The sequence below is a fragment of the Leclercia sp. M50 genome, assembly GCF_037150775.1.
GTDB lineage: Bacteria > Pseudomonadota > Gammaproteobacteria > Enterobacterales > Enterobacteriaceae > Enterobacter.
Map to the genome: position 1 here is coordinate 1 of NZ_JBBCPK010000072.1, position 25299 is coordinate 25299.

The 25299-nt window shown below is 56.9% G+C and carries 17 protein-coding genes and 3 pseudogenes; 11 read left to right on the forward strand and 9 right to left on the reverse strand.

What is annotated here, in order from left to right; translation table 11 throughout:
• Together WFM46_RS16895 and adhP are read right to left on the reverse strand one after the other, a co-directional pair.
• Window positions 1–347, reverse strand: a pseudogene (locus WFM46_RS16895) (TIGR04028 family ABC transporter substrate-binding protein); the annotation flags it as partial.
• A 155-nt stretch (window positions 348–502) separates the two neighbouring features.
• Window positions 503–1513, reverse strand: a complete 1011-nt coding sequence (adhP, locus tag WFM46_RS16900; protein ID WP_336998077.1) for an alcohol dehydrogenase AdhP — start codon at window positions 1511–1513, stop codon at window positions 503–505.
• A gap of 267 nt (window positions 1514–1780) precedes the next feature.
• On the opposite strand from adhP, the gene WFM46_RS16905 reads away from it, so the two are divergent.
• The gene (locus WFM46_RS16905; RefSeq protein WP_159338881.1) at window positions 1781–2380 is read left to right on the forward strand and encodes an inorganic diphosphatase; all 600 of its coding nucleotides are present in this window, start codon (window positions 1781–1783) and stop codon (window positions 2378–2380) included.
• 36 nt (window positions 2381–2416) lie between these two features.
• On the opposite strand, the gene WFM46_RS16910 is transcribed toward WFM46_RS16905, so the two are convergent.
• Window positions 2417–4126, reverse strand: coding sequence for an ABC-F family ATP-binding cassette domain-containing protein (locus tag WFM46_RS16910; protein ID WP_336998078.1), 1710 nt, complete (start codon window positions 4124–4126; stop codon window positions 2417–2419).
• A gap of 349 nt (window positions 4127–4475) precedes the next feature.
• Here WFM46_RS16910 and WFM46_RS16915 point away from each other — a divergent pair.
• Window positions 4476–5677, forward strand: a pseudogene (locus tag WFM46_RS16915) (MFS transporter).
• Window positions 5678–5729: 52 nt separating this feature from the next.
• Here WFM46_RS16915 and WFM46_RS16920 read toward each other — a convergent pair.
• The 3 genes from WFM46_RS16920 to bdm all read right to left on the reverse strand — a co-directional run bounded on the left by WFM46_RS16920 (window position 5730) and on the right by bdm (window position 8038).
• The gene (locus WFM46_RS16920) at window positions 5730–7427 is read right to left on the reverse strand and encodes an NAD-dependent malic enzyme (protein WP_103179618.1); all 1698 of its coding nucleotides are present in this window, start codon (window positions 7425–7427) and stop codon (window positions 5730–5732) included.
• Between the two features lie 177 nt (window positions 7428–7604).
• A complete protein-coding gene (sra, locus tag WFM46_RS16925) occupies window positions 7605–7742 on the reverse strand; it encodes a stationary-phase-induced ribosome-associated protein (protein WP_336998079.1) in 138 nt (45 codons plus the stop codon).
• A gap of 80 nt (window positions 7743–7822) precedes the next feature.
• Window positions 7823–8038: a biofilm-dependent modulation protein gene (gene bdm / locus WFM46_RS16930; protein ID WP_139565102.1), complete on the reverse strand. Its 216-nt coding sequence runs from the start codon at window positions 8036–8038 to the stop codon at window positions 7823–7825.
• Window positions 8039–8402: 364 nt separating this feature from the next.
• Between bdm and WFM46_RS16935 the strand changes: the two genes are divergently transcribed.
• Window positions 8403–8831, forward strand: a complete 429-nt coding sequence (locus WFM46_RS16935) for an OsmC family protein (protein WP_336998080.1) — start codon at window positions 8403–8405, stop codon at window positions 8829–8831.
• A 25-nt stretch (window positions 8832–8856) separates the two neighbouring features.
• Here WFM46_RS16935 and WFM46_RS16940 read toward each other — a convergent pair whose 3' ends face one another.
• Window positions 8857–9762: a LysR family transcriptional regulator gene (locus tag WFM46_RS16940; RefSeq protein ID WP_336998081.1), complete on the reverse strand. Its 906-nt coding sequence runs from the start codon at window positions 9760–9762 to the stop codon at window positions 8857–8859.
• A 125-nt stretch (window positions 9763–9887) separates the two neighbouring features.
• Here WFM46_RS16940 and WFM46_RS16945 point away from each other — a divergent pair, with 125 nt between their 5' ends.
• The 6 genes from WFM46_RS16945 (at window position 9888) to glgX (ending at window position 20502) form a co-directional block, all read left to right on the forward strand.
• Window positions 9888–10637 carry an SDR family oxidoreductase gene (locus WFM46_RS16945; protein WP_336998082.1) on the forward strand — a complete coding sequence of 250 codons (750 nt, stop codon included), beginning with the start codon at window positions 9888–9890 and terminating at the stop codon, window positions 10635–10637.
• A gap of 217 nt (window positions 10638–10854) precedes the next feature.
• Window positions 10855–12087: a diguanylate phosphodiesterase gene (locus WFM46_RS16950; protein ID WP_156654489.1), complete on the forward strand. Its 1233-nt coding sequence runs from the start codon at window positions 10855–10857 to the stop codon at window positions 12085–12087.
• Window positions 12088–12285: 198 nt separating this feature from the next.
• Entirely contained in the window at window positions 12286–13836 is a 1551-nt protein-coding gene (locus WFM46_RS16955; RefSeq protein ID WP_336998083.1) for a methyl-accepting chemotaxis protein, read from the forward strand.
• Between the two features lie 263 nt (window positions 13837–14099).
• Window positions 14100–15884: a malto-oligosyltrehalose trehalohydrolase gene (gene treZ, locus WFM46_RS16960; protein WP_336998084.1), complete on the forward strand. Its 1785-nt coding sequence runs from the start codon at window positions 14100–14102 to the stop codon at window positions 15882–15884.
• Complete coding sequence (treY, locus tag WFM46_RS16965) at window positions 15884–18400, forward strand: malto-oligosyltrehalose synthase (protein ID WP_336998085.1); 2517 nt, start codon at window positions 15884–15886, stop codon at window positions 18398–18400. The genes treZ and treY overlap by 1 nt, the downstream gene beginning before the upstream one ends.
• 26 nt (window positions 18401–18426) lie before the next feature.
• Window positions 18427–20502, forward strand: a complete 2076-nt coding sequence (gene glgX, locus WFM46_RS16970) for a glycogen debranching protein GlgX (RefSeq protein ID WP_103179609.1) — start codon at window positions 18427–18429, stop codon at window positions 20500–20502.
• Here the strand turns inward: glgX and WFM46_RS16975 are convergent.
• On the reverse strand, window positions 20499–20783 hold the full coding sequence (locus WFM46_RS16975) for a VF530 family DNA-binding protein (RefSeq protein WP_103179608.1): 285 nt from the start codon (window positions 20781–20783) through the stop codon (window positions 20499–20501). The two genes, glgX and WFM46_RS16975, sit on opposite strands and share 4 nt — an antisense overlap.
• A 268-nt stretch (window positions 20784–21051) precedes the next feature.
• Here WFM46_RS16975 and WFM46_RS16980 point away from each other — a divergent pair, with 268 nt between their 5' ends.
• Window positions 21052–21462 carry an ASCH domain-containing protein gene (locus tag WFM46_RS16980; RefSeq protein ID WP_336998086.1) on the forward strand — a complete coding sequence of 137 codons (411 nt, stop codon included), beginning with the start codon at window positions 21052–21054 and terminating at the stop codon, window positions 21460–21462.
• 48 nt (window positions 21463–21510) lie between these two features.
• Here WFM46_RS16980 and WFM46_RS16985 read toward each other — a convergent pair whose 3' ends face one another.
• Complete coding sequence (locus WFM46_RS16985; RefSeq protein WP_442913463.1) at window positions 21511–22848, reverse strand: glycoside hydrolase family 10 protein; 1338 nt, start codon at window positions 22846–22848, stop codon at window positions 21511–21513.
• Between the two features lie 267 nt (window positions 22849–23115).
• Here WFM46_RS16985 and WFM46_RS16990 point away from each other — a divergent pair.
• Window positions 23116–25299 (forward strand): annotated as a pseudogene (locus tag WFM46_RS16990) (DEAD/DEAH box helicase); the annotation flags it as partial.

Below are 25299 nucleotides of genomic sequence, written 5' to 3' on the forward strand. Positions count from 1 at the left end.
AATTTCTTCGCTACCGCGTGTGCGTCCAGGTGCGGGCCGTCCGGAGGGGCCCCCCCGGGGCGGATCTAAAAGGTGTTTTCGTTTTTACCCCGGTGGGTGCTCCAGTTTTGGGAAATCCGCGGCTCCCCTTCCAGGGTCTTCGGGTTCTGCCGGGTGAGCTTGTCGGTGATTTGATTCAGGATCCCGCCGTTGGGGTAAAACCCACCCGCCGGGGGATAGAGGTTGGTGTGGGCCTGTTGCTCAAGATAGACCAGCGTGCCGCCTTTAACCGGCGTATCGGCAGCATACGTTGCCGTTGTCGCAAGCATGAGCGCCGTCAGCAACGGCAGGCGAAATGGGGTTTGCATGGTGAACTCCTTATGTTTTTTCTTGTTAGCGTCGAATGCATCTTCGGTCGGGGCAGAAAAGAAAGGAACAAAGGAATTGAGCTAAGGATTTGCGGAAAGTGGCAATAAAAAAACCGCGCCGGGAGGGGCGCGGTTAACGGGGCAGAGCAGCCTGCTTATGAGCGGAAATCGATCACCATACGGCCGCGAATCTGGCCTTGTTCCATCTCTTTAAAGATGGCGTTGATATCCCCCAGCGGACGCAGCGCCACTTTCGGCACCACTTTGCCTTCGGCGGCGAACTGGAAGGCTTCGGTCAGATCCTGACGGGTGCCCACCAGCGAGCCCACCACCTGAATGCCATCCAGCACCAGACGTGGAATATCAAGGCTCATCGCTTCCGGCGGCAGGCCCACGGCGACCACACGGCCACCGGCACGAACGGCATCCACCGCAGAGTTAAAGGCCACTTTCGCCACCGCCGTTACCACCGCAGAGTGGGCGCCGCCGGTTTTTTCCTGGATGAATTTCGCGGCATCCTCCGTGCGGGAGTTAACCACCAGATCGGCGCCCATGCTCTCGGCCAGTTTCAGCTGTTCATCATTGATATCAACCGCAATCACTTTGGCGTTGAACACATTTTTGGCGTACTGCAGCGCAAGGTTCCCCAGCCCGCCGAGGCCATAGATAGCGATCCACTGGCCTGGCTTAATCTCAGAGACTTTTACCGCTTTATAGGTGGTTACCCCGGCGCAGGTGATACTGCTGGCGGCGGCGGAGTCCAGGCCGTCCGGCACTTTTACCGCATAATCGGCGGTGACGATGCACTCTTCCGCCATCCCACCGTCCACAGAGTAACCGGCGTTCTTCACGTTACGGCACAGGGTTTCGTTACCGGAGTTACAGTATTCGCAGTGGCCACAGCCTTCGAAAAACCACGCCACACTTGCGCGATCGCCCGGTTTGAGCGAGGTGACGCCCGGGCCAATCTCTTGTACCACACCAATGCCTTCATGCCCGAGGATCACCCCGGTTTTATCCCCAAAATCGCCGTTTTTGACGTGAAGATCGGTATGGCAGACGCCGCAGCAGTCCATCTTCAGCAGCGCTTCCCCATGTTTCAGCGGGCGCAGGGTTTTCTCGGTCACTTCTACCTGATGGTCTTTGGTCACGACAGCAGCTTTCATATGTTTCTCCATTTTCATATTGCGGATCTGCGGGGCAGGTTCGACAGAACGAAATACCCATTAAGGATTAGGTTATTTAATGATTGTGACAAGGCCATAGCAACATAATGTAATAATTTAATTGATTTTTTGCGGCCCGGGTCGCGCAAAATGAGTAATGAGCATAATAATAGAGTGGTTATTATTTCTGCAGTAAATGTGTAATGTTTCTGACATAACCAGACCGTAAGGTGTTGTCTTCTCAATAACCGAAGAGTTAAAAAGACAATGCATCTGGTAAAAAAACTTCTCGCAGTGAGCGTTCTTTTGTCCGCTTCCGTACAGGCGCAAAACATCCTCGAATTCCCTCAGCCTGACAACAACCCGGAAGAGTTCTACGCCGTCACCGAAATTCCGGCGGGCGGGATCATTAAGTATGAAACCGACGCCAAAACCGGCTTTATCATCGCCGACCGTTTCCAGTCGATGCCGGTAGCTTACCCGGCAAACTACGGCTCGCTGACCCAGTCGCTGGCGGGGGATGGCGATCCGCTGGATGTGATTTTCTACACCCGCGCGCCGATGGCCCCGGGCACCCTGATTAAACTCCGCGCCATTGGCGTGCTGAAGATGATCGATGGCGGCGAGAAAGACGATAAAATCGTGGCGGTGCCAGCCAGCAAAATTGACCCGACCTATGACGACATCAAAGAGTTGAGCGATCTGCCGAAGATTGAGCAACAGCGTCTGGAGTCGTTCTTCCGCGTCTACAAGCAGTTGCCGGAAGGGCGCAAGTCGGTGGAGCTGAACGGCTTTAACGATGCCGCCACCGCGAAGCAGGAGATCAAACAGGCATGGGATGCCTGGAAAACCCGTCAGCCGAAGTAAAAATTGCCCGGCGGCGGCTACCCGCCGGGCGATCTCCTACAGCTGCGCCGTCAGCGCGGCAATCTCCTCCAACCACTGCGCCTGAAGCTGCGGCTTCTGATGTTTAGGCTTACGCAGCCGATCCTCTTCCAGCAGTCTCTCCAGCATTATCAGCCGCTCCAACAGATCGTCAGCGGGTTCAGCCTGGCTGACGCACGGGGTAGCGGGAACCGGTTGGGCTTGTATTCCGCTCTCCTCCCGCAGCCGGGCAAACACCGCGTCGGCATCGTGCCATTCGCTAAGCTGACCTTTTTCAATCAGCCAGAAACGGTTACAGCTCTGACTGATTAACTGCCGATCGTGGCTGACCAGCAGCACGCCGCCTTCAAACGTTTGTAAGGTCTCCGCCAGCGCCTCTTTGCCTTCCATATCCAGATGGTTGGTTGGCTCATCAAGCATCAGCAGACTGAAGCGTGCCAGCGTCAGGCCAATAAACAGCAGGCGCGAACGCTCACCGCCGCTGAGGGTGCTGACCTTTTGCCCATGCCGCGCCCAGGCGAACCCGGCGGAGATCAACGCCATCTTGCAATCCTGGAGGTTCGGTGCAAAGGGTTCCAGGGCGTCAATCAACGTGGCCTCATCCGCCAGCTGATGCAGGGTCTGGTCGTAATAGCCCAGCGTCACGCGCGGATGGATGGTCAGGCCGGCGTGGCTTTCAGCGGCGATAATCTGCTGCCAGATAAGCCGCATCAACGAGGATTTACCGCAGCCGTTACGCCCGACAATGGCAACCCGATCGCCGCTTTTTAAGCGGACGTTTTCTACCGAGAAGAGCGTCGGCAGCCCCGGGGCGGGTGCCACACCCAGCCTGTCGATCTCCAGCAGACGGTCGGCCCGCAGGGCATCGCCGCGCAGGGTTAAGGTCCAGGGGCTGCCCGAGGTCAGCGCCGTCTGGCTCTCCTTCAGCCGTTCGACCTGGCGCGCCATCTGTTTGGCTTTACGGGCCAGGTCTTCGTTATCGTAGACCTGGCCCCAGGTCGCCAGCCGTTTTGCGCTGGCGGTAACCCGATCGATCTCCTTTTGTTCTGCTTTATGGCGCAGGGCGTCGCTCTCGTCTTTCTCTGCCAGCGCCTGACGCGCACGGGTGCAGGGAAGGGCGAAGTAGTGCAGCGTTTTGTCGCGCAGGATCCAGCTGCCGTTGGTGACGGCATCCAGGAGCTGTCTGTCGTGCGACACCAGCACAAAGCTGCCGGACCAGCGCTGTAAGAACTGCTCCAGCCAGAGTAGCGTGGGCAGATCCAGGTGGTTGCTGGGTTCATCGAGCAGGAGCAGATCCGGCTCGCTAATCAGCGCCCGCGCCAGCAGCAGACGCGTATGCTGGCCGCCGCTGAGGGTCGCCGAGGGCAACGCCATATCGTCAGGGGTAAAGCCCATGCTCGCCAGCAGCGTTTCTGCCCGCCAGCGCAGGCTGTCACGTTCGGCTACCGGCAGCTGCGCCAGCACCGCGTCCAGCATGGTTAACGGATAGATCGTTTCCGGAAGATGCTGCTCCACCCGCGCCATCAGGCAGTGTCCGGCCAGCGCCACCGTGCCAGAAAGCGGCGTTTCGGTGCCGTCGAGGATCTTCAGAAGGGTACTTTTGCCGCAGCCGTTATCGCCCAGCAGACCAATACGGTCGCCTTTTTTCAGGCTAAAGGTGAGGTCGTTAAACAGCGTGTCAAAGGCGGTATCAACACGGAGAGAAAGTGCAGTCAGTAATGTGCTCATTTGCTTACTCAAGAGTTACAGGCATGGAAATGCCTCGTCAATCAACGCTGACGATAACCCGGTAAGCCCGAGAGAAGGGATGTCTTAGGTGTCTTCGCTCAAGCCGAAGTTATCGCAGCACGAAACCGATAACGCTTGAGCAGGTGCGATCACCAAGGTGGAATGAAATATCAAAGATTTCATAGCACAGCATAATTAGCCTCCTTTTTATTCAGTGGGTTGATGGATGAAGCGAGTGTAGCGGGGAAGGTGTCTTTCAGCAAGGAATGTTAGTTGGTTGCATTTTAAAACCACATCATCTAGCCTTTATTTGGTTTTATTTTAAAACCAATTGAGAGGGTGTGAGAGCATGAAAGTGGAAATGACGTTATCGACAGGGGAGGCAAAACCTGCGGGTCTGTCGCGTAGCCTGGTATGGCTCTTCGCGATCGCCAGCGGAATGAGCGTGGCGAATGTCTATTTCGCGCAACCGCTGTTGGATGCGCTGGCGCAGGATTTTGCTATCAGCCAGGCGGCGGTCGGCGGCGTTGTCACTGCTACCCAGGCCGGTTGTGCGCTGGCGCTGCTCTTTCTGGTGCCGTTGGGCGACGGGATGGATCGCCGTCGATTGATGACGATCCAGCTACTGGCACTGGTGGCCGCGCTGGTGGCGGTGGGGATGGCACAATCCGCGCCTGTGCTGCTGACGGCGATGCTGGCCGTTGGCCTGCTCGGTACGGCGATGACCCAGGGGTTGATCGCTTATGCGGCGAATGCGGCTGCGTCTCACGAGCAGGGGCGTGTGGTGGGTGCGGCGCAGGGCGGAATGTTTATTGGTTTACTGTTGGCGAGGGTTTTCGCCGGAGGGTTAGTGACCTCGCAGGCTGGCGAGGGGTCTATTTCTGCGCAGCGGGCCTGATGCTAATGCTTGCGATCCCCCTGCTGCGAGGGCTACCTGCCACACCCGCGGTTAGCGGTACGCTCAGCTATCCGCGTCTGCTCGCCTCAATGGTGACGCTGCTTCGTCAGGAAAAGGTCTTACAGGTCAGGGGCATTCTGGCGCTGCTGATGTTTGCAGCGTTCAACATTTTCTGGAGCGCGTTGGTATTGCCCCTGAGCGCGCCACCCTTTAATTTCTCCCATACCGCCGTTGGCGCGTTTGGGCTGGTTGGGGTAATTGGTGCCCTTGCCGCAGCGCGGGCCGGGCAGTGGGCCGACCGGGGACTGGCGCAACGCACCAGCGCGATGGCGCTTCTGGCGCTGCTGCTTGCCTGGTGGCCGCTGTCGCTGATGGAGGTGTCGCTGTGGGCGCTGGTGATCGGCATCGTGTTGCTCGATCTGGGCGGTCAGGCATTGCATGTCACCAATCAGAGCCTGATCTTTCGCACCCGGCCAGAGGCGCACAGTCGGCTGGTTGGCCTCTATATGCTGTTTTACGCCGTCGGCAGCGGGCTGGAGGCGATTGGCACCACTTTTACCTGGGCTCATCTGGGCTGGCAGGGGGTCTGTTTGCTGGGGGCGATGGTCAGCCTGCTGGCGCTGGTGTTCTGGTGGGTGACGCGGGGCAGGTAAGGTGCGGTCGGTTCGCCGGGCAAGCGTAAGCGCCGCCCGGCGATGCAGGAGGTTAGATCGAAGTCCGACGGTAGCTGCGGTATTCCGGCTTCCAGAAGTTCTCGTCAATCGCCTGCTGCAGGGCGTCAGCAGAGGTTTTCACCGCCACCCCTTGCTGCTGCGCCATCTTACCCACCGCAAAAGCGATCGCTTTCGACACCACGTGAATATCCTTCAGTTCCGGCAGAACCAGCCCTTCACCGTTATTGACCAGCGGAGAGTGCTTCGCCAGGGTTTCGCTGGCGGACATCAGCATCTCATCGGTGATGCGCGAGGCACCCGAGGCGATAACGCCAAGGCCAATCCCCGGGAAGATATAGGAGTTATTGCACTGGGCGATGGGGTAGATTTTGTCCTTCCAGACCACTGGCGCAAACGGGCTGCCGGTGGCGACCAGCGCATTGCCTTCGGTCCAGGCGATGATATCCTGCGGGGTGGCTTCCACGCGGGAGGTCGGGTTCGACAGCGGCATCACGATTGGGCGGGCGCAGTATTTATGCATCTCGCGGATGATCTCTTCCGTGAAGAGCCCGGTCTGGCCGGAAACGCCGATCAGAATGTCCGGCTTCACGTTGCGGACCACATCCAGCAATGAAAGCACTTCGTTATCGGTATCCCAGTTTTTGAGGTTCTCGCGCTTTTGCACCAGTTTGGTCTGGAACGGCAACAGGTTCGGCATGGCGTCGGTCAGCAGGCCGAAGCGGTCGACCATAAAGACGCGGGAACGTGCCAGCTCTTCGCTGAGCCCTTCGCGCTGGGTCTGGGCGATGATCTGCTCGGCGATGCCGCACCCGGCGGAACCGGCGCCGAGGAAGACGATCTTCTGGTAGCTGAGCTGGTTGCCCGCCGCGCGGCTGGCCGCAATCAGCGTGCCGACCGTTACCGCTGCGGTGCCCTGAATATCATCATTAAAGGAGCAGATTTCGTCGCGATAGCGATTCAGAAGCGGCATGGCGTTTTTCTGGGCGAAATCTTCAAATTGAAGCAGTACGTCCGGCCAGCGGTGTTTTACCGCCTGGATGAAATCATCCACGAACTGATAGTACTCGTCGTCTGTGATGCGCGGGTGGCGCCAGCCCATATAGAGCGGATCGTTGAGCAGTTGCTGGTTATTGGTACCTACATCCAGTACCACTGGCAGGGTGTATGCCGGGCTGATGCCGCCGCAGGCGGTGTAGAGCGACAGCTTACCGATCGGAATGCCCATTCCGCCGATCCCCTGATCGCCGAGTCCCAGAATACGTTCCCCGTCGGTTACGACGATCACTTTGATGTTATGGTTGGAGACGTTCTGCAGAATGTCATCCATGTTGTGACGGTTCTGATAGGAGATAAACACGCCCCGTGAGCGGCGATAGATTTCCGAGAAACGTTCGCAGGCGGCGCCGACGGTTGGGGTGTAGATCACCGGCATCATCTCGTCGAGATGGTTTTGCACCAGGCGGTAGAAGAGGGTTTCGTTGGTGTCCTGGATATTGCGCAGGTAGATATGTTTATCGATCTCGGTTTTGAATCCCTGGTACTGGATCCACGCGCGCTCGGCCTGTTCTTCAATGGTTTCGACCACTTCCGGCAGCAGACCCAGCAGGTTGAAGTTGCTGCGCTCTTCCATGCTGAAGGCGCTGCCCTTGTTCAGGAGGGGAAACTCCAGCAGTACCGGACCGGCGTAAGGAATATAGAGGGAGCGATTTTTTTTGGCTTTGTTGTCCATGTTACTCACTTAATTTTTTGGAAATCCGTCCCTGGCACTGGTGTTGATCATTGTCGCTGTCGTGCCCGCAGGGGATGTCAGGCGCATAGTATAGAGGAGGTGAATGTTAAAAACTGCAACATACAAATAAAAACACCATCGGTTTTGCCGATGGTGTCGGGGATCTTTAGGGAGAACTTACTTTGGTTGCTGGCGTTTTCTGCCGGTGGCGTGGGTGACCTGCGTTTCGTTGCCCCCCTCAATCACCACTTTGCGCTGGTTAGACAGCTTGTAGTTCATTCCCAGAATATGGCGTGCCTGACGGTTCGATTTCATATTGACTCGTCCATCCTGTTGATAGTGATAAGGTGATCGAAATATAACCCTTAAGGTTGCCTCTCCAGCATAGCAGGTTTTCAGAAACTGTCGTGCTGGCCGCTTACGACGTAGTTAATGGTTTGCTGGTAGATATCACTGAGGATGTCATTGTCTGAGGCTTCTACCCACTTTGTCAGTTCCATTAAAATGTCATCTTCAGTGACCGCGCCCATTTCAGCGCGTAAACCCTGTGCGATAGCGTTAACCAGTTCCGGCTGTGCGGATGTCGTATTTGCAGAATAATAATTAAACATGTTGCCTCCGTGTCGTTTTCTGTTTAATGGTCCGGCTCGCAAAAACATCGTGATATTCAGAATGACAAATATTTTTGCCGCTGTGTTTAAGAATCCTCTCAGAAATATTGCTGTCATAAAATCATGCTTTTTCATGATCTTAGAAAATAGAATATATTCTTTAGACTCGTTAAAAATATTCCTGTGTCAGTTGGCCCTGAATTAAATATTGTTGAAGACAGATTTAAATTACACGGAAAAATCCTGGTTGCAATAGTCATAACCTCTCCGACTTCACAGATTAATCCTGATATATCACACTTTCGGGCTCTCTCTTCAGCGTGGTCTATACTGAAGGCTTTGTAAGCCAACAAGGAGAGCAAGAATGACAATTCATAAGCAAGGTTCAGCACACTGGTCTGGTGATATTAAACGCGGCAAGGGGACGGTTTCGACTGAGAGCGGGGTTCTTAATCAGCAACCTTACGGCTTCAATACCCGCTTTGAAGGGGAAAAAGGCACCAACCCGGAAGAGTTGATTGGTGCTGCGCATGCGGCCTGTTTCTCTATGGCCCTGTCGTTGATGCTGGGTGAGGCGGGCTATACTGCGGATTCCATTGATACCAATGCAGATGTCTCGCTGGACAAAACCGACAGCGGTTTTGCCATCAGCAAAGTCGCTCTGCAGAGCAAAGTAACCGTTCCGGGCATCGACCCGCAGCAGTTTGACGGCATTATCCAGAAAGCGAAAGCGGGATGCCCGGTTTCACAGCTGCTGAAAGCGGAAATCACCCTCGACTATCAGCTGAATTGATTGTCCTGCCGGGCGTTGCGCCCGGCTATCCCTTCACCGCGGCGGGAAAGACCTCCGCCAGCCACGCGATAAATACCCTCAGACGATGCGTCATATGCCGGTTTTGCGGATAAACCACGTAAAACGGGTAGTGCGGCGGACGCCACCTGTCGAGGATCTCTACCAGCGTGCCCGCTTCCAGCAGTGCGCCTGCTGAGTAACGAAACGTCTGTATTATCCCCATCCCGGCCACCGCTGCCGCCAGATGACCGTTGCTCTCGTTCACCCCTATATGATGCACCAGGTTAATGTCGCGGATCTCATTCTCATGGGTAAAGCGAAACGGCACGGCGCGTCCGGTTACTGGCGACAGATAACTTACCAGCTTATGGCCGTTGCGCAGCTCCTCCGGATAAGCGGGGGTCCCGTACTGCTTCAGATAGCCCGGTGTGGCACAGGTGACCATCTCTGCATTGCCAATATGCCGGGCAATAAGCGAAGAGTCCTCCAGCGCGCCGCCGCGGATAACGCAGTCCACATTGCCGCTGATCAGATCCACTGGCCGGTCGGCCACACCAAGATCGATACGGATAGCGGGGTAGCGGCGTATAAAATCCGGCAGCGCAGGGATCAGCACGTCTCGCGCCGTAGAGCCGCCCACATCGATGCGGAGGTGCCCCTGGGGCTGCTGTTTCGCCTGGCTGAAAGAGGTGTCGATCTCTTCGATATCAATCAGCACCCGGCGGGCTTTTTCGTAATAGTCCTGGCCCTCTGGCGTCGCCGTCACCCGGCGGGTTGTGCGTTGCAGCAGCCGCACGTCCAGATGGGCCTCCAGCGCTTTCACCAGCTTGCTGAGGCTGGCGATGGGCATATTCAGTGAGTCCGCCGCCCGGGTAAAGCTGCCGGTTTCTACCACGCGCGTAAAGGCGCGCATGGCCTCTAATTGATCCATAGAGGGGCGCTCCGCCACAGAGATTATTCCCACAGGGAAAAAGTGATTTCCATTTTTGCTAATTTTTCACTAATGCCGCAAGGGCTACAGTGCTTCCACACCAACAATGTGGAAGGAAAAGCAAAATGAACACAGCATTAACAGGTAAAATCGCACTCGTCACCGGCGGCACCAGCGGCATCGGTCTGGCAACGGCAAATGAGCTGCAAGCCCAGGGGGCGAAGGTCTATATCACCGGTCGCCGCCAGGCGGAGCTGGACAACGCCATCGCCACCCTCGGCGGGCAGGTCACCGGCATTCGCGCCGACGCCTCCGTACTCGCCGATCTTGATACCGTTTATGCCCAAATCGCCGAACAGTCCGGGCGGCTGGATGTGCTGTTCGCGAACGCCGGCGGGGGCGATATGCTGCCTCTGGGGGCGATAACCGAAGAACAGTTCGACCGCATTTTTGCCACCAACGTCCGCGGCGTACTGTTTACCGTTCAAAAAGCGCTGCCGCTGCTGGCCGAGAAAGCCTCGGTGATCCTGACCGGCTCCACGGTCTCCATTAAAGGTACCGCTAACTTCAGCGTCTATAGCGCCAGCAAGGCGGCGGTAAGAAACTTCGCCCGCTCCTGGGCGCTGGATTTGCAGGGGCGCGGTATCCGGGTGAACGTGGTCAGCCCGGGCCCGATTAAAACCCCGGGGCTGGGAGAACTGGTGCCAGAAGATCAGCGGCAGGGGCTGTTCGATGCCTTAGCCGCTACGGTACCGATGGGGCGTATTGGCGAGCCGGAAGAGGTGGGGAAAGCGGTGGCGTTCCTCGCCTCCGATGCCGCCAGCTTTATCAACGCCGTCGAGCTGTTTGTGGACGGCGGGATGGCGCAAATCTGACGCAAACAGGACTGACTGAACGTGCCACGGACGGCATGTCTGTCTGCAACAACAGGGATGTTTTTCTACTTTATGGCACCAATAAGCATTCACACTGATTATTTTTGAGCCGAATCGATCTTTTCTGAATATATCCTCGTAATTCTATTAGGCCACGAATGTAATTTATGCTAAACAATAGCTTAAAAGCCCTAACATTCGACCAGGAACACTAGCTGTGCTGACGACTCTTATTTATAAAAGCCAGTTAAATCCATCCTGCCAATCATTATCTCTTATTTCACTTGTTGAAAAAGCCAGGCAGCGGAATTCCGCCCTGGATGTGACGGGCATTTTGCTGTTTAACGGCGTCGACTTTTTGCAGATCCTTGAAGGATCGGAAGAGGTCATTGAAAAACTGTTTTGTAAGATCCGTAGCGACAAACGCCATCACAGCGTGGTAGAGCTGATGCGCGATTATGGCCCGCACAGACGCTTCGAAAATGTCGGCATGCTGCTCTTCGACCTGCTGGTTGATAGCCAGAAATCGGTGCTCTCATCGGTGCTGCGCTACAGCAAGCTGGACTACTATCTGGCAGCGCAGGATCGGGTGTTCAAGTTTATTCAGTCGTTTATTACCCGGGAACAGCCCACCCGCGACCGGACGGTCTTCCTGCCGGAGAGATGGAGACTGGCCCCGGAGCATGCCCCGTTTGGGCAAGGCATCAACGCGCTCATCGAAAATCAGGTTTGCCAGTTTGCCCTGCAACCCATTATTGAACCCACCGAGGGGAAAATCTCCTCGCTGGAGGCGTTAATTCGCGGTAACGACGGAGGAAGTCCGGAACGCTTCTTTAGCGCCATCGATCAGGACAAAATGTACGAAGTGGATCTCCAGACGAAGGCGTATGCTTTTGCCCTGGCGGAGAAAATCGGCATCGGCAATCATAAAATCGCCGTCAATCTGCTGCCGATGTCGCTGGTGAACGTCCCTGGTGCTGTTGATTTTCTGATGGACCAGATCCTCATCCACGGCCTGCAGCCGGAGCAGGTGGTGATTGAAGTCACCGAAAACGAAATGATCTCCGGGTTCAACCAGTTCAACAGCGCCATTAAGCAGCTTCGGGCGGCAGGTATTGGCCTGGCGATCGATGATTTTGGCTCCGGGTATGCCGGGCTGTCGCTGTTAACCCGTTTCCAGCCGGATAAGCTCAAAATCGACCGTGAGATTGTCAGCGACATCCATTTGAGCGGCCCGAAGCAGGCAATTGTGAAGTCGATTATCAGCTGCTGTACAGACCTTGAAATTGCGCTGGTGGCCGAGGGCATTGAGAAGATCGACGAGTGGTGCTGGCTGGAGTCGGCTGGCATTAAGCGTTTTCAGGGCTTTCTCTTCTCGCGGCCAAAATTAAACGGGGTAGGAGAGATCCACTGGCCGCAGTTGTCCAGCACACCTTTCCTGAGCGATTAAATATTCAGCAATAAGGATTGGGTAAATAGTTGAATATTTACAATGCTTCGCAGGTAAAATTATTAGCAAATATTTTGTAATGCAGTGATTTTAATAAATTTAATGTTTTTTCGGCTTTTTTATTAATAAATAACTTTAACTCAATGTTAATTTTGCGCTGCCGATAATACCTCAGACCGTATTGTTTCTGAGGTATTTATGTCATTAAAAAAGTCGTCTCTTGCCATCCTGCTTGCCCTGCTGTTTTTCTTTGTCGCCAGTGCCGCAACTAACGTCTGGCTGGCCATTAAAAGCAACAACTCCCTGGATAACGTGAATAAAGAGATTCAGGTGGTGTTATCCATTATCGATCCCATTAACCATAGCCGTACCCTGCGCGTGCGGGTTATGGAGTATATGAAACAGGTGGAAAGTGGCGACACCACCGGTCTCGATGAGAAGCTGGCCTCCGTTAAGCTGGCTCTGACCAAAGCCGATGGCGCCTTCGCCGCGTTTAATGACGCCCCCCGCCTGGCGGACGAAGCGCCGCTGGTGAAAAACTATAATGACGGCTGGCTGGCCTACCGCGATCGTGGCCTGGTGCCGCTGATTGAGGCGGCTTCCGCCCATGACAAGGTAAAGTTTGATGCGCTGATCCCGCAGATTTCTGGCCTCGACCGCCAGTACGAAATTGTCCTCGATCAGGTGCTGTCGGTGCACCAGAAATACGCGAAACAGTTAAATGATGATGCGCGGACGCAGTTTTCATCCGGCTTAACCATCATTATTGCTTTTGCCGCCCTGTTTGTGGTGGTCATTGTCGGGGTGAGCGTGCTGATGAAGCGGTTTGTCTTCGCGCCGATTCATCTTGCCCGTGAGCACTGCAGCCAGATCGCCGCCGGTAAATTAACGGAAGCGGTACCGCAGAAAACCGGATCGAACAATGAGATCGACCTGCTGATGGGCTCGATGGAGGAGATGCGTCTGGCCCTGCTGGATACCGTCTCTCAGGTACGTGCCGCCTGCCATACCGTTAACCACGCCTCGCAGGAGATTGCCTCCGGCAATATCGACCTGGCTTCCCGTACCGAGCAGCAGGCTGCCGCCCTGACGGAAACGGCCGCCAGCATGGAGCAACTGAGCGCGACGGTTGCCAATAATACCGAGAACGTCAACCAGGCAGGTAAGCTGGTGCAGGATGCGGTGAACAACGCCCGTACCGGGGAGGCCGTGACCCGCGAGGTGATCGAAACCATGAACACCATCGCCGCCAACTCTCAGCGCATCGAAGATATCACCAGCGTCATTAACAGCATCGCCTTTCAGACCAACATTCTGGCGCTGAATGCCGCCGTTGAAGCGGCTCGCGCCGGAACTCAGGGGCGTGGATTTGCGGTGGTGGCGACTGAAGTGCGCACTCTGGCGCAGAAAAGCGCCGTGGCGGCGAAGGATATTGAGAACCTCATCGCCCAGTCGGTTTCCAGCGTGAAAAACGGTTCGCAGCTGGTGAATCGCTCGGGTGAAGTCATTCATGCCATCATCACCTCGGTGAACAAAGTCAACGCGCTGATGGAGCAGATTCAGGTGGCGTCCGAAGAGCAGAGCCGCGGCATTGGTCAGGTAGGGCAGGCCGTGACCGAAATGGATGGCGTGACCCAGCAGAACGCCGCGCTGGTGCAGGAGTCTGCGGCGGCAGCGGCTTCGCTGGAAGAGCAAGCCAGACACCTCACCCAAAGTATTGCCAGCTTCCGCCTTCCGGAACCAGCATAAGGCAATGTCTGATTGCCCGGCAGCGCTGCGCTTGCCGGGCCTGCAGTTTTATCGTTCGTAGGCCGGGTAAGGCGCAGCCGCCACCCGGCGATACCCTGACCACACCTTTTCCTGCCGCTTCGTCGTGACCCATCTCACATTAATTTCCTGGTCTATGCTTGATGTGCATGCGCGGCGGATTGCCGCCGCACTTTCTCTTTTTCCCTCTGCGTAACGATAAACGTTAAGCACCCTGAGGAACACGGGTCAAACGAGGTGGTGGAATGACAGCTAAATCTATTACGTATTGGGGTTGTGAACACATTGATGCTAACACGGTTCGCTTCCATCTATGGGCCAGCGGTCAGGAGCAGGTCTCCCTGAGCCTCAACGACGAAACGCTGGCGATGCACCCGACCGGTGACGGCGGATTTGAACTGACGGTTGACTACGTCAAACCCGGTTCACCCTACAGTTATATTCTGGCAGACGGCACTGCGGTGCCGGATCCCGCCTCCCGCGCCCAGCAAGGGGATGTCAACGGTCCTTCGCTGGTGTGCGATCCCGACAGCTATGTCTGGCGCAATACTGAATGGCAGGGCCGACGCTGGGAAGAGAGCGTGGTCTATGAGCTGCATATCGGTACCTTTACCCCGGAAGGCACCTTCCGCGCGGCAGCCGACAAGCTGCCGTATCTGGCCTCGCTGGGCATCACAATGATTGAACTGATGCCCGTATCGCAGGCCGGAGGCAATCGCAACTGGGGCTATGACGGAGTGCTGCTCTATGCCCCGCACAGCGCCTACGGTACGCCAGATGAGCTGAAAGCCTTTGTGGATACCGCTCACGGACTGGGGCTGTCGGTGGTGCTGGATATTGTGCTGAACCATTTTGGTCCGGAGGGGAACTACCTCCCGCGCCTCTCCCCGGACTTTTTCCATCCGGAGCGAATGACCCCCTGGGGAAATGGCATCGCCTACGATGTAGCCCCCGTGCGCCAGTTTATGATCGGCGTGCCGCTGTACTGGCTGGAGGAGTTCCGCTTCGATGGATTGCGCTTCGACGCCATCGATCACATTGCAGATTCGTCTGAAAAACATATCCTGGTTGAAATTGCTGAACGCATCCGGGCGCAGATAACCGATCGCCCGATCCATCTCACCACCGAAGACAACCGCAACATTATCTCGTTGCATCCTTACGGTGAGGATGGCTCCCCGTCGCTTTATACCGCCGAATGGAATGACGATCTGCACAATGCCATTCACGTCCTGGCCAGCGGGGAAACCCACGCCTGGTACCGGGACTTTGCGCATCAGCCGGAAAAATGGGTCGCCCGGGCGCTGGCGGAAGGGTTTGCCTATCAGGGCGAAATCACTCCCCGGGACCGGGAGCCACGCGGGGTTAAAAGCATCGACCAGCCGCCGGTGGCCTTTGTCGACTTTATCCAGAATCACGACCAGGTGGGGAACCGGGCGCAGGGGGATCGTCTGCTCTCCCTTATCGGGGAGGATCGCACCCGGGTGCTGCTGGCCGCGCTGCTGCTGTCGCCGCATATCCCGCTCATGTTTATGGGCGAGGAGTTCGGCGAAACCCGGCCATTCCTCTTCTTTACCGATTTTCACGGTGATCTTGCGCGGGCGGTACGGGAAGGACGGGCGAAGGAGTTCGCCGACCATGCCAGCCACCAGGAGGAGGGCGTGCCCGATCCGAATGCGCTGGAGACCTTTACACGATCGAAACTCGACTGGGACAAAGTTAACCAGCCGGAGGGGGAAAGCTGGTTGAGCTTTACCCGTCACCTGTTGCAGCTGCGTCAGCAGGCGATTGTGCCGCTGCTGGCAACCGCCCGCAACGGTGGGGGCAAGGTGCTGGACCTGGCACCCGGCTGCGTGGCAGTCACCTGGACGTTTCCACGGGGAACCCTGTCGCTGGCGTTTAACGTCGGCGGCCATACGGAGGCGTTGCCCGATCTGCCGGGTGAAACCCTCTTTGCCTGGCCTGAGATCCATACCGAATTACGGCCCGACACCCTTATTGTCCGCTTTGCCCCTGGAGAACCAACCTGATGATCCCCACAGCGACCTGGCGTATCCAGTTTCGTAATGGCATGACGTTCGATCGTGCCGCCAGTCTGGTGCCCTATCTGCAACAACTTGGCATCAGCCATCTGTATGCCTCGCCGATTTTTACCGCTGCCCGTGATTCGACCCACGGTTATGACGTGACCGACGCCAATGAGATCGACCCGGCCATTGGTGGCCGCGCCGGATTTGAACGGCTGGTCAGTGCCCTTAAGGCGGCTGGCCTGGGGCTGATTCTCGATATCGTCCCGAACCATATGTCCACCTCGCTGGAAAACGCCTGGTGGCGTGATGTGATTGAACATGGTGAGAAGAGCCGCTATGCCCGTCACTTTGATATCGACTGGTCCCGCCGCCTGACGCTGCCGTTTCTGGGCGATGACTTTGACGTGGTACTGGCGAATGGGGAGATCAGCATCCAGCGCGATCCCAACACCGGTAAACCGGCGCTGGCCGTTTATGACAACTTCTATCCGCTCACCCCGGAGAGCTGGATGGGGCGCGAGGAAGAGGTTCTGAACCTGCGCGAGCCTGAGGCGATTGCACGTCTGCATGACCAGCAGCCGTGGCGGCTCAGCAGCTGGCGCGACGCCCCGCGGGATCTCTCCTGGCGGCGCTTCTTCGAAATCACCGGCCTGGTGGGGGTGCGCGTTGAAGACGACGCGGTCTTTGATGACAGCCATGCCCTGATCCTGGCCCTGGTGCGGTCGGGGGCGGTGGACGGGCTGCGCATCGATCATGTGGATGGTCTGGCCGACCCGCGCGCTTACCTGCAACGTTTGCGGCAGGAGGCGGGAGCCGATTGCTACATCACGGTAGAGAAGATCCTCAGTAAAGGGGAGAACCTCCCCGCAGACTGGCCCATCTCCGGCACGACCGGGTATGAATTCATCGCCTCGCTCTCGGAAGTGCTGGTGGATGACGACAAAATCGACAGCCTGCGTCAGGCCTACGATGCGGTGGTGGGTAGCCCGGTGGACATGCACGCTGAACTGCGTGCGGCGCGCCTGCTGATGGTGGATCGCAATTTCGCCGGGGAGTTCTCCACGCTGCTGACGCTGGCCAAAAAACTGGCGCAGGTGGAGGGCGTGGCGATTGATGAAGAGCTGCTGCGCCTGGCGCTGCGGGAGCTGCTGGTGGCCTTCCCGGTCTATCGCACCTATGGCACCGCGCAGGGGATGTCCGGCGCGGATATCCGGCTGCTACAAAACGTGCTGACCCACGTTAACGCCGACCCGGACGCGCTCACGCTGTTGACCCGTATCCTGACCGGCGAGGTCAGCGATGAGGCCCGCGACACCGCCAGCCAGTTCCGCACCCGCTTCCAGCAGCTGACCGGGCCGCTGATGGCGAAATCCGTTGAAGACACGCTCTTTTTCCGCCAGCACATGGATCTGGCGCTTAACGAAGTCGGGGCCGAACCGGTGCCGCGCGCCTTCTCGCTGACGCGTTTCCATACCGAAATGACGGCGCGGCGTGAACGCCAGCCGGATGCGCTCTCGGGCACCTCAACCCACGACACCAAGCGCGGGGAAGATGCCCGCGCCAGGCTCTATACCCTGACCGAAGCGCCGCAGGTATGGGCCGAGTGCGTGGCCCGCTGGCAGCAACTCAACCAGACCCATGTCCGCTTTCTGAACGATGGCACCGCGCCGCGAGCCGCTGACACCTGGATGTTATATCAGGCGCTGGCGGGGGTCTGGCCACCCGCACTCGATCCCCAGGATGCGGCGGGTCTGAATGCGCTGGAAGCGCGCTTCCTGGCTTTTGTGGAGAAAGCGCTGCGCGAGGGCAAGCTGCGTACCGACTGGGTAGACAGCAACGAAGCCTATGAGACGGTGGTGCTGGAGTATGCCCGCCATCTGCTCTCGCCGGACAATCAGGATTTTCTGCGCGACTTCAGCATCTCGTTACGCCCGTTTATCCGCGCCGGGCTGGTAAACAGCCTGAGCCAGACGGTGATCAAACTGACCGCTCCGGGCGTACCGGATGTTTATCAGGGCAGCGAGGGGCTCAACTTTAGCCTCGTCGACCCCGATAACCGCCGCGAGCCGGATTTCGCGCAGCTCAGCCAGCAGCTCAACAGCGCCGATGTGCATACTGCCTCCCGTGAGGCGAGCTGGCTCGACGGCCAGCTTAAGGTGTATGTCACCAGCACGCTGCTGAATCTGCGCCAGCGTAAACCGGCGCTGTTCCGCTTGGGCAGCTATGTCGCGTTGCTGACCCGGGGGGAAAGGGCGGACAAAGCTATCGCCTTTGCCCGCGTGGATGACGACGACGTATTGATCGTGGTCGCCCCACGGCTGGCGTTTGCCAGCGCCGCACAGACGTTTCCACTGACCGGCGCGGCACTGTGGGGCGATACGGAGGTTGTCTTGCCTGCTGAACTGGCCGGGCGTCGCTATCAGGACTGTTTCAGCGGTGAAATCGTTATACCGGGCGAAAGCCTGAAGTTACATGATGCACAGGATTGCTGGCGGGTGTTACTGGCCTGCGGCTAATAATGATGGTTCGAGGGAGAGATGTTATGGCAAATAATAAGATCTATCAGATTGAGGCGGGGCAGAGTTACCCGCTCGGCGCAAACTATGACGACAAAGGCGTCAATTTTGCGCTCTTTTCGGCCTGTGCCGAACGCGTTGAGCTATGTCTGTTTGATCCGACGGGCCAGCATGAAATTGCCCGCCTGGAGCTACCGGAATACACTCACGAAGTGTGGCACGGCTACGTTCCGGATCTGCAGCCGGGCGCGTTGTATGGCTATCGTGTGTATGGTCCTTACGATCCCGAAAACGGCCACCGCTTTAACCCGCATAAACTGCTGCTCGATCCCTATGCCCGGGCATTAACCGGCGAGCTGAACTGGAACGCCGCCCATTTTGGCTATGAGCTGGGGCATGACGATCTCGATCTCAGCTTTGATACCCGCGACAGCGCGCCTTTTACGCCGAAATGCCGGGTTATCGACCCCCGGGTGTTTGACGGGCAGGATCCGCATCGCCCGGCGGTGCCGTGGTCTGAAACCATTCTGTACGAAACCCACGTGAAGGGCTTTACCCAGCTTCACCCGGCCGTTCCGCCTGAGCTGCGCGGCACCTTTGAAGGGATGGGGCATAAAGCGATTGTCGATTACATCAAAAGCCTCGGCATTACTTCGGTGGAGCTGCTGCCGGTGCACGCCTTCCCGGACGATCAACATCTGCTGGACAGGGGGTTGAAAAACTTCTGGGGTTATAACACCCTGAACTTCTTCTCCCCGGCATCCCGCTATTACGGTCCGAACGGCATCCAGGGATTCCGCGATATGGTGCGCGCCTTCCACGATGCGGGTATCGAAGTGATCCTGGATGTGGTCTATAACCACACCGCCGAGGGCAACGAGCTGGGCCCGACGCTCTCTTTCAAGGGGATCGACAACTTTTCCTACTACCGGACCATTGCAGGCCAGCACCGTTACTATGTAAATGACACGGGGACTGGCAACACGGTGAATACCTCCCATCCCCGTGTGCTGCAGATGATCATGGACTCTCTGCGCTACTGGGCCGAATCGATGCATATCGACGGTTTCCGTTTTGACCTCGGTACCATTCTGGGTCGCGAGCCGGAAGGGTTCGACCAGCGCGGGGGCTTTTTCGATGCCATGATGCAGGATCCGCTGCTCTCGCGGCTGAAACTGATTGGTGAGCCGTGGGATATCGGTCCTGGCGGGTATCAGGTAGGGGGATTCCCGCCAGGCTGGGGCGAGTGGAATGACAAGTATCGTGATACCGTGCGCGAATACTGGCGCGGGGATAACGTCTCCTCGGACTTTGCCGCACGTCTGCTCGGTTCCGGCGATCTCTACGACCAGCGCGGGCGCCGTCCGTGGGCGAGCATCAACTTTATCACTGCCCATGACGGCTTTACCCTGAACGACCTGGTCTCTTATAACGAGAAGCACAACGAGGCGAACGGGGAAGATAATAACGACGGCCACAATGATAACCGGTCATCGAATTATGGCGCCGAAGGGCCTACCGACGACGAGCAGATTAACGCCCTGCGCGAACAGCAGAAGCGCAACTTCCTCACCACGCTGCTCTTTTCTCACGGTACGCCGATGCTGCTGGCGGGGGATGAGTTTGGCCGCAGCCAGATGGGGAACAACAACGGCTACTGTCAGGACAGCGAGATCAGCTGGGTGCACTGGGAGGATCTGCCGGAAAGCGCCGAGATGCTGCGTAATTTTACCCGGCATCTTATTGAGCTGCGTACCCGCCAGCCGCTGTTACGCCGCGAGAGCTGGCGTGATGGGATGGAGATCCTGTGGTACAACGCGGGTGGCGGCCTCCAACTGCCAGAACACTGGGATGAAGGCACTACCCTTGGGCTCTATCTGACCCGGGCCGATTTAGAGGCTGCAAACGGGATCTGGCAGGAGGTGCTGCTACTGATCAATCCATACGAGGCTGCGGTACCGTTCCGTATCCCTGATTGCGGCGAGGGTGGCTGGGTGCTGGAGCTAAGTACGGTACAGGATGACAACCTGGGCCAGGCTATCACCCCGGATAGTGACTTCCCGCTGGCGGGCCGCAGTATCGTGCTGTTGCGTCGACCTTAACGGTTAGCCCGGGCTCTCTCCCAGGGGCTGGAGGTATCGTCGTCGGCTTTGGCCGGCGCGGTATCTTCCAGCGAATCCAGATAGAGCGCTTCGACTTCGGCCCGAGCCCAGGGCGTGCGGCGCAAAAATTTGAGGCTGGATTTGACGCTGGGGTCGCTGTTAAAGCAGTTGATTTTAATCAGCTTGCCCAGCTGCGCCCAACCATAGCGCGCCACGAGGGCGTTAACCATCATCTCGAGGGTGACGCCGTGCAGCGGATCTCTGGAAGGGTGAGCGGTCATATGCGTCCGGTTATTATTAAAGGTGTGAAAGCGGGGAAGGGTACAAGAAAAGCGGGAAACCAGCAACGTTACCCGTCGACATTACAGGCCGAATATTGCCTCAATCTCACTGGAATGTATGCCAGTAAAAACTGGAGCAATAATGATGCGGTCCCCCAAAATGTAAGGAGTTGATCGCAGGGCGCTAAATGGATAGCTTGCGTCGGCCAACGTGAAGGCAAGCGCAGCGCCCCCGGCATTATGTTCCTGTGCGCTTAAGAGGATTTTTATGACTGCAGTTGATGAATTAAAGATTAAGTATCCAGGTGCGACTGTCTGGCAGATGGGTGACAGTCCAGCACTGGCCAGCGAGCTTGCAGACTTGATCAGAAAGGGGATAAAAACAGCCACCTGTGGCTCCCTTGCCTCTTATCAGCAAGAAGGCGCGAGCTCCACCATTGGCGGTTACATCATCATCCTGGATGGGCAAGAGCGACCTGCCTGCGTTGTCAGGCTGGTTTCAGCGCGTCTGGTGCGTTTTTGTGATGTCAGCGCTGAGTTTGCCCGCAAAGAAGGCGAAGGCGATCTTAGCCATGCGTACTGGCGCAAAGAACATCAGCGCTTCTTTACGCAGGAAGGTTCTTTTTCGGAGGATATGGCGCTGATTGCTGAAGAGTTTGAGGTTGTTGAACGCCTGTAACTTAAGCGCTCAGTCTCTTTGTGGCAGAGGCGGACAGCCGCCTCTGCATCACGATCCCCAACGCGTCCGCAAATACCGCACCGCATCCTGCGTCTGGGGCTGATTCAGATTGTCCTCGCGGAACAAAATCGTGCCGTCGATATTCGGCTCGGATTCATTCAAATCGAGCTGTTTTTTCAGCTCCGGCACGCCGCCTTTCACCGTCCAGTCGGGCTCTTTGCTCGAGGGTTCGCCCACTTTATAGAGCGCCACCCCAATATAGAGCCGCGTATGGGTCGGTTTCACCACGCCGGCCCACCACTTTGCCAGCACGTCATAACGCGCCGCATCCCGGGCAAAAGGCCAGTAGAGCTGGGGAGCGATGTAGTCCAGCAGACCCTGCTGCACCCAGCGGCGGGTGTCGGCGAAAGACTCGTCATAGGCTGCCGCACCCCGGGTGTCGGACCCGGCCGGATCGTGGGAGCGGTTACGCCATACGCCTGCCGGGCTGACGCCAAACTCCACGTTCGGGTTTAGCTGTTTAATGGTCCGCGACACCTGGGTAATCAGCTGCTGGGTGTTGTTGCGCCGCCAGTCGGCTTTTGAGTCAAAGCCCTGACCATACTGGCGATAGGTCTGGCTGTCATTCAGCTTCGAGCCTGCGGACTCGGCATAGAAGTAGTCATCAAACTGCACGCCGTCGACCGGATAGCGCGACACCACTTCCGCCACAATGCTGGTGATCCAGTCCCGGACTTCCGGGATGCCGGGGTCGAGGACAAAGCGATCGCCCGCGGTGCGGATCCACTCCCGATGCAGGACAAAGACGCTGGGTGGATTCAGCTTCAGGGTTTGGTTCAACTCGGCGACCGTACCCGGGCGGATATTGGTCGAGACGCGGTAAGGGTTAAACCAGGCATGCACTTTCATCCCACGCTTGTGGGCTTCATCCAGCATAAACTGCAGGGGATCGTACCCGGGATCTTCACCTATTTTGCCGGTCAGCATATCTGACCACGGCAATATTTTAGAGGGCCACAGGGCTGTGCCGTCCGGTTTCACCTGGAAAAAAACGGTGTTGATCCCGAGGCTTTTCAGGTTATCCAGCTTATCGGTCAGGGCCTTTTGCTGCATGGCATTCCGCGACTCTGCGCTGCGGCCATTCACTGACGCCTGGGGCGGCCAGTCGAGACGGGAGACGGTAGCCAGCCAGACGCCGCGCACCGGCTCGTGGCGTGCGGTTTTATCGGGCAGGGGCTGTTTCGCCACCGGCGGTAGCGGCGTCACCAGAGATTTGGGGGGAGTTGAGCTGCAACTGACCAGTACAAGCGCGGCGATGAGCGCACCGGAGCGCTTAAGGTGAGTGGCAAGCTGAGAACGACGTGAACAGGCGATGATAAGCTCCAGTTATACGAATGTCGCCGGGTACGTTTATTGTCGTTCTATTCGGAGGGAAGTCAATGCTGTGACCCTGTTGTCTGTCCCCCTGGGTTTCAATTGTTCAGCGAAAAATGTGTTAGGGTTCAGTTGACTATAGCGTTCTTCTGTTGTCTGCAAGGTTGACCCATTTGTTACCAGGGGTATTATTTGTTCGCGTAAGTATTTTACTCTTGCTGCTTAGCAATGCGCCAAACAGCCGAACGATCACCTCCTACTCAGGTATTTCAACAGCAGATGCAGGCACAACACATTTTTCAGTTCTGGAAAGCGGTCGAGGCGCTCACGCCTCAGAAACTCGACAAAGATAATCCCGACGATCTGTTCCGGCCAGCCTATAAAATTGCGCAAGGTGGCAATCTCCCCTGGCGTGATACCAGACACACCGATAAACCTCTTAAGGATGACAAAGTCTGGCTCTATACCGCGCAATGCGGTGTTTATGATGCCACGGCGCTTTCTCAGCAACTGGAAGAGAAGATTGGCGCGCATGATGATGTCGTTGAAGAGAGGGGACGAGTCAACAGTCGGCTTTTTGATATTAGCTTCAATGAGCAGGGCATACCGCTGTATCAGACATTTATGCTGTCGCTCTCCGCATGGGCTGCCGGTCAAATCCTGCACCATAAGGATGGCGTGGCGGCGCTTGAGAACAACGTTCCCGTTGATTTCTCCGACTTACCCCTTCCAGGCGATACTCTCCCTCTTGTTGATAGTGGGTTCGCCGGTTTCGATGCCTTAACCCTGCGTCTTATGCAATGGATAGCCGATGAAGCCTCGCTTTTAGAGGCTAACGGGAACAGCCCGGATATCGACTGGATCCAGAAGCTGGTGGCGCTGGTGGTTGATAAAACGCATTTCCCGCACTCAACCCTGGAATCTGAGTTTGTCTGTCTTGTGAAATGTATCCAGGTTAAGGCACCGAAGCCCGCCGGGGAGGAGCCAACACCGGATAACAAAGATAAAGAAAAGAGGGTTGATCCCGTTCAGGATGGTTTATTAAACAGTTTTTATATCAGCGAGCTGCGTAATCTTGGTCACGCCTGGCAGCAAAACGATGCAGGACCGGGATTCGTTGAGTATATGCGTGCTGTCTCTGAACCTGACAGAGCGCGTATCGATCTACGTTCTCCTGAGGGTTTACGGCTCGCCTTTCAGCGATTGCTTCCCACGCAACCGCCTGCGGGCGCCTGGCCTTCGCCTTATCCTCTGGCTTTCAGCCAACAGTTGGCGGTTAACGAGATCTGGCGCCGCCACGCCGATCAAGCCGGTATCTTTGCCGTGAATGGTCCTCCCGGGACAGGGAAAACCACCTTATTGCGGGATGTGGTTGCCGCGGTGGTGACGCACCGGGCCGGGAGGTTGATTCGCCATGAAGATGAGGTCTTCGCGGGCAAAAATATGCTTATTCTTGGGGACGACAGATACCCTTACTATCCTCTGCATCCTGCATTAAAGGGGTCTTCGATTGTCGTTGCCTCCGCAAATAATGGCGCGGTGGAAAATATTTCACTTGAACTGCCCGGCGCAGACGCCGTACCGGAAAGCGTGCATCGCGAAAGTGATTATTTTGCCGATCTGGTTTCTGAACTGATCGGTAAGCCGGGTTGGGGTTTGCTGGCGGCCAGACTGGGCAACAAAGGCAACAGGAACACCTTTATGAAGGTGTTCTGGTGGAGAAAACCGGAAGAGAATAAGGATACGCCGTTATTGCCTCCTGATACGTTCACGCCTCAGCGGGGAGAAGGGCTGGCTTACCATCTCAGACTGATAAAAGCCGGGAAAAGAAAACCGGCCATCTCCTGGGATAAGGCAAAATTGAATTTTAAACAGGCGCAGGAGCGGGAAGAGGCCATACGTCAGCAGCTGATCGACTACGCAACGTTGGATCAACAGATCGATGAAATTCATCAGCGCATTCTGGAAAAGCGCGACGCCCGGACACTGTCGGCAGACCAACTGACTCAGGCTCAGGAGGCGCTGGCGAAGATCCAGGTTGAAAAAATCGAGCATCAGGCCAGTTATGCAGAATGGAGCGGGCAGCTTGAGGCTGCCGGCAAGCGCCTGGAACAGCATGGTTCCCATAAGCCCACCTTCCTGGACTGGATCTCCACATGGGGACGCGCCCATCGTGAATGGCGGGAGCGTTATCATCGTTTAACCCAGGAGAGCGATCACCTTCGCGCAAAGATGGGGGTATACCAGACCGAACGGGATGCCCTCGAACGCAAAGAGAAGGAGGCAGAGAAGAGCGTTACGGACCAGACGCGGCAGTTGCAGGAGATTGATCGTGCTCTGAGCGAGATGCACCTGGAGCTTATCTCAACGCAAGCGCGGTCAGAAGAGGCAAAATCGGCACTGGGTGATGTCTGGCCCGATCCGCATGCCAGCGATGAGGTGCGAGAGAAGTCCGCGCCCTGG

What these genes read in the sequence shown, in the direction of transcription:
- adhP (WP_336998077.1), bottom strand. Translation starts at nt 1,513, where the DNA reads ATGAAAGCTGCTGTCGTGACCAAAGACCATCAGGTAGAAGTGACCGAG.
- WFM46_RS16905 (WP_159338881.1), top strand. Translation starts at nt 1,781, where the DNA reads ATGCATCTGGTAAAAAAACTTCTCGCAGTGAGCGTTCTTTTGTCCGCT.
- WFM46_RS16910 (WP_336998078.1), bottom strand. Translation starts at nt 4,126, where the DNA reads ATGAGCACATTACTGACTGCACTTTCTCTCCGTGTTGATACCGCCTTT.
- WFM46_RS16920 (WP_103179618.1), bottom strand. Translation starts at nt 7,427, where the DNA reads ATGGACAACAAAGCCAAAAAAAATCGCTCCCTCTATATTCCTTACGCC.
- sra (WP_336998079.1), bottom strand. Translation starts at nt 7,742, where the DNA reads ATGAAATCGAACCGTCAGGCACGCCATATTCTGGGAATGAACTACAAG.
- bdm (WP_139565102.1), bottom strand. Translation starts at nt 8,038, where the DNA reads ATGTTTAATTATTATTCTGCAAATACGACATCCGCACAGCCGGAACTG.
- WFM46_RS16935 (WP_336998080.1), top strand. Translation starts at nt 8,403, where the DNA reads ATGACAATTCATAAGCAAGGTTCAGCACACTGGTCTGGTGATATTAAA.
- WFM46_RS16940 (WP_336998081.1), bottom strand. Translation starts at nt 9,762, where the DNA reads ATGGATCAATTAGAGGCCATGCGCGCCTTTACGCGCGTGGTAGAAACC.
- WFM46_RS16945 (WP_336998082.1), top strand. Translation starts at nt 9,888, where the DNA reads ATGAACACAGCATTAACAGGTAAAATCGCACTCGTCACCGGCGGCACC.
- WFM46_RS16955 (WP_336998083.1), top strand. Translation starts at nt 12,286, where the DNA reads ATGTCATTAAAAAAGTCGTCTCTTGCCATCCTGCTTGCCCTGCTGTTT.
- treZ (WP_336998084.1), top strand. Translation starts at nt 14,100, where the DNA reads ATGACAGCTAAATCTATTACGTATTGGGGTTGTGAACACATTGATGCT.
- treY (WP_336998085.1), top strand. Translation starts at nt 15,884, where the DNA reads ATGATCCCCACAGCGACCTGGCGTATCCAGTTTCGTAATGGCATGACG.
- glgX (WP_103179609.1), top strand. Translation starts at nt 18,427, where the DNA reads ATGGCAAATAATAAGATCTATCAGATTGAGGCGGGGCAGAGTTACCCG.
- WFM46_RS16975 (WP_103179608.1), bottom strand. Translation starts at nt 20,783, where the DNA reads ATGACCGCTCACCCTTCCAGAGATCCGCTGCACGGCGTCACCCTCGAG.
- WFM46_RS16980 (WP_336998086.1), top strand. Translation starts at nt 21,052, where the DNA reads ATGACTGCAGTTGATGAATTAAAGATTAAGTATCCAGGTGCGACTGTC.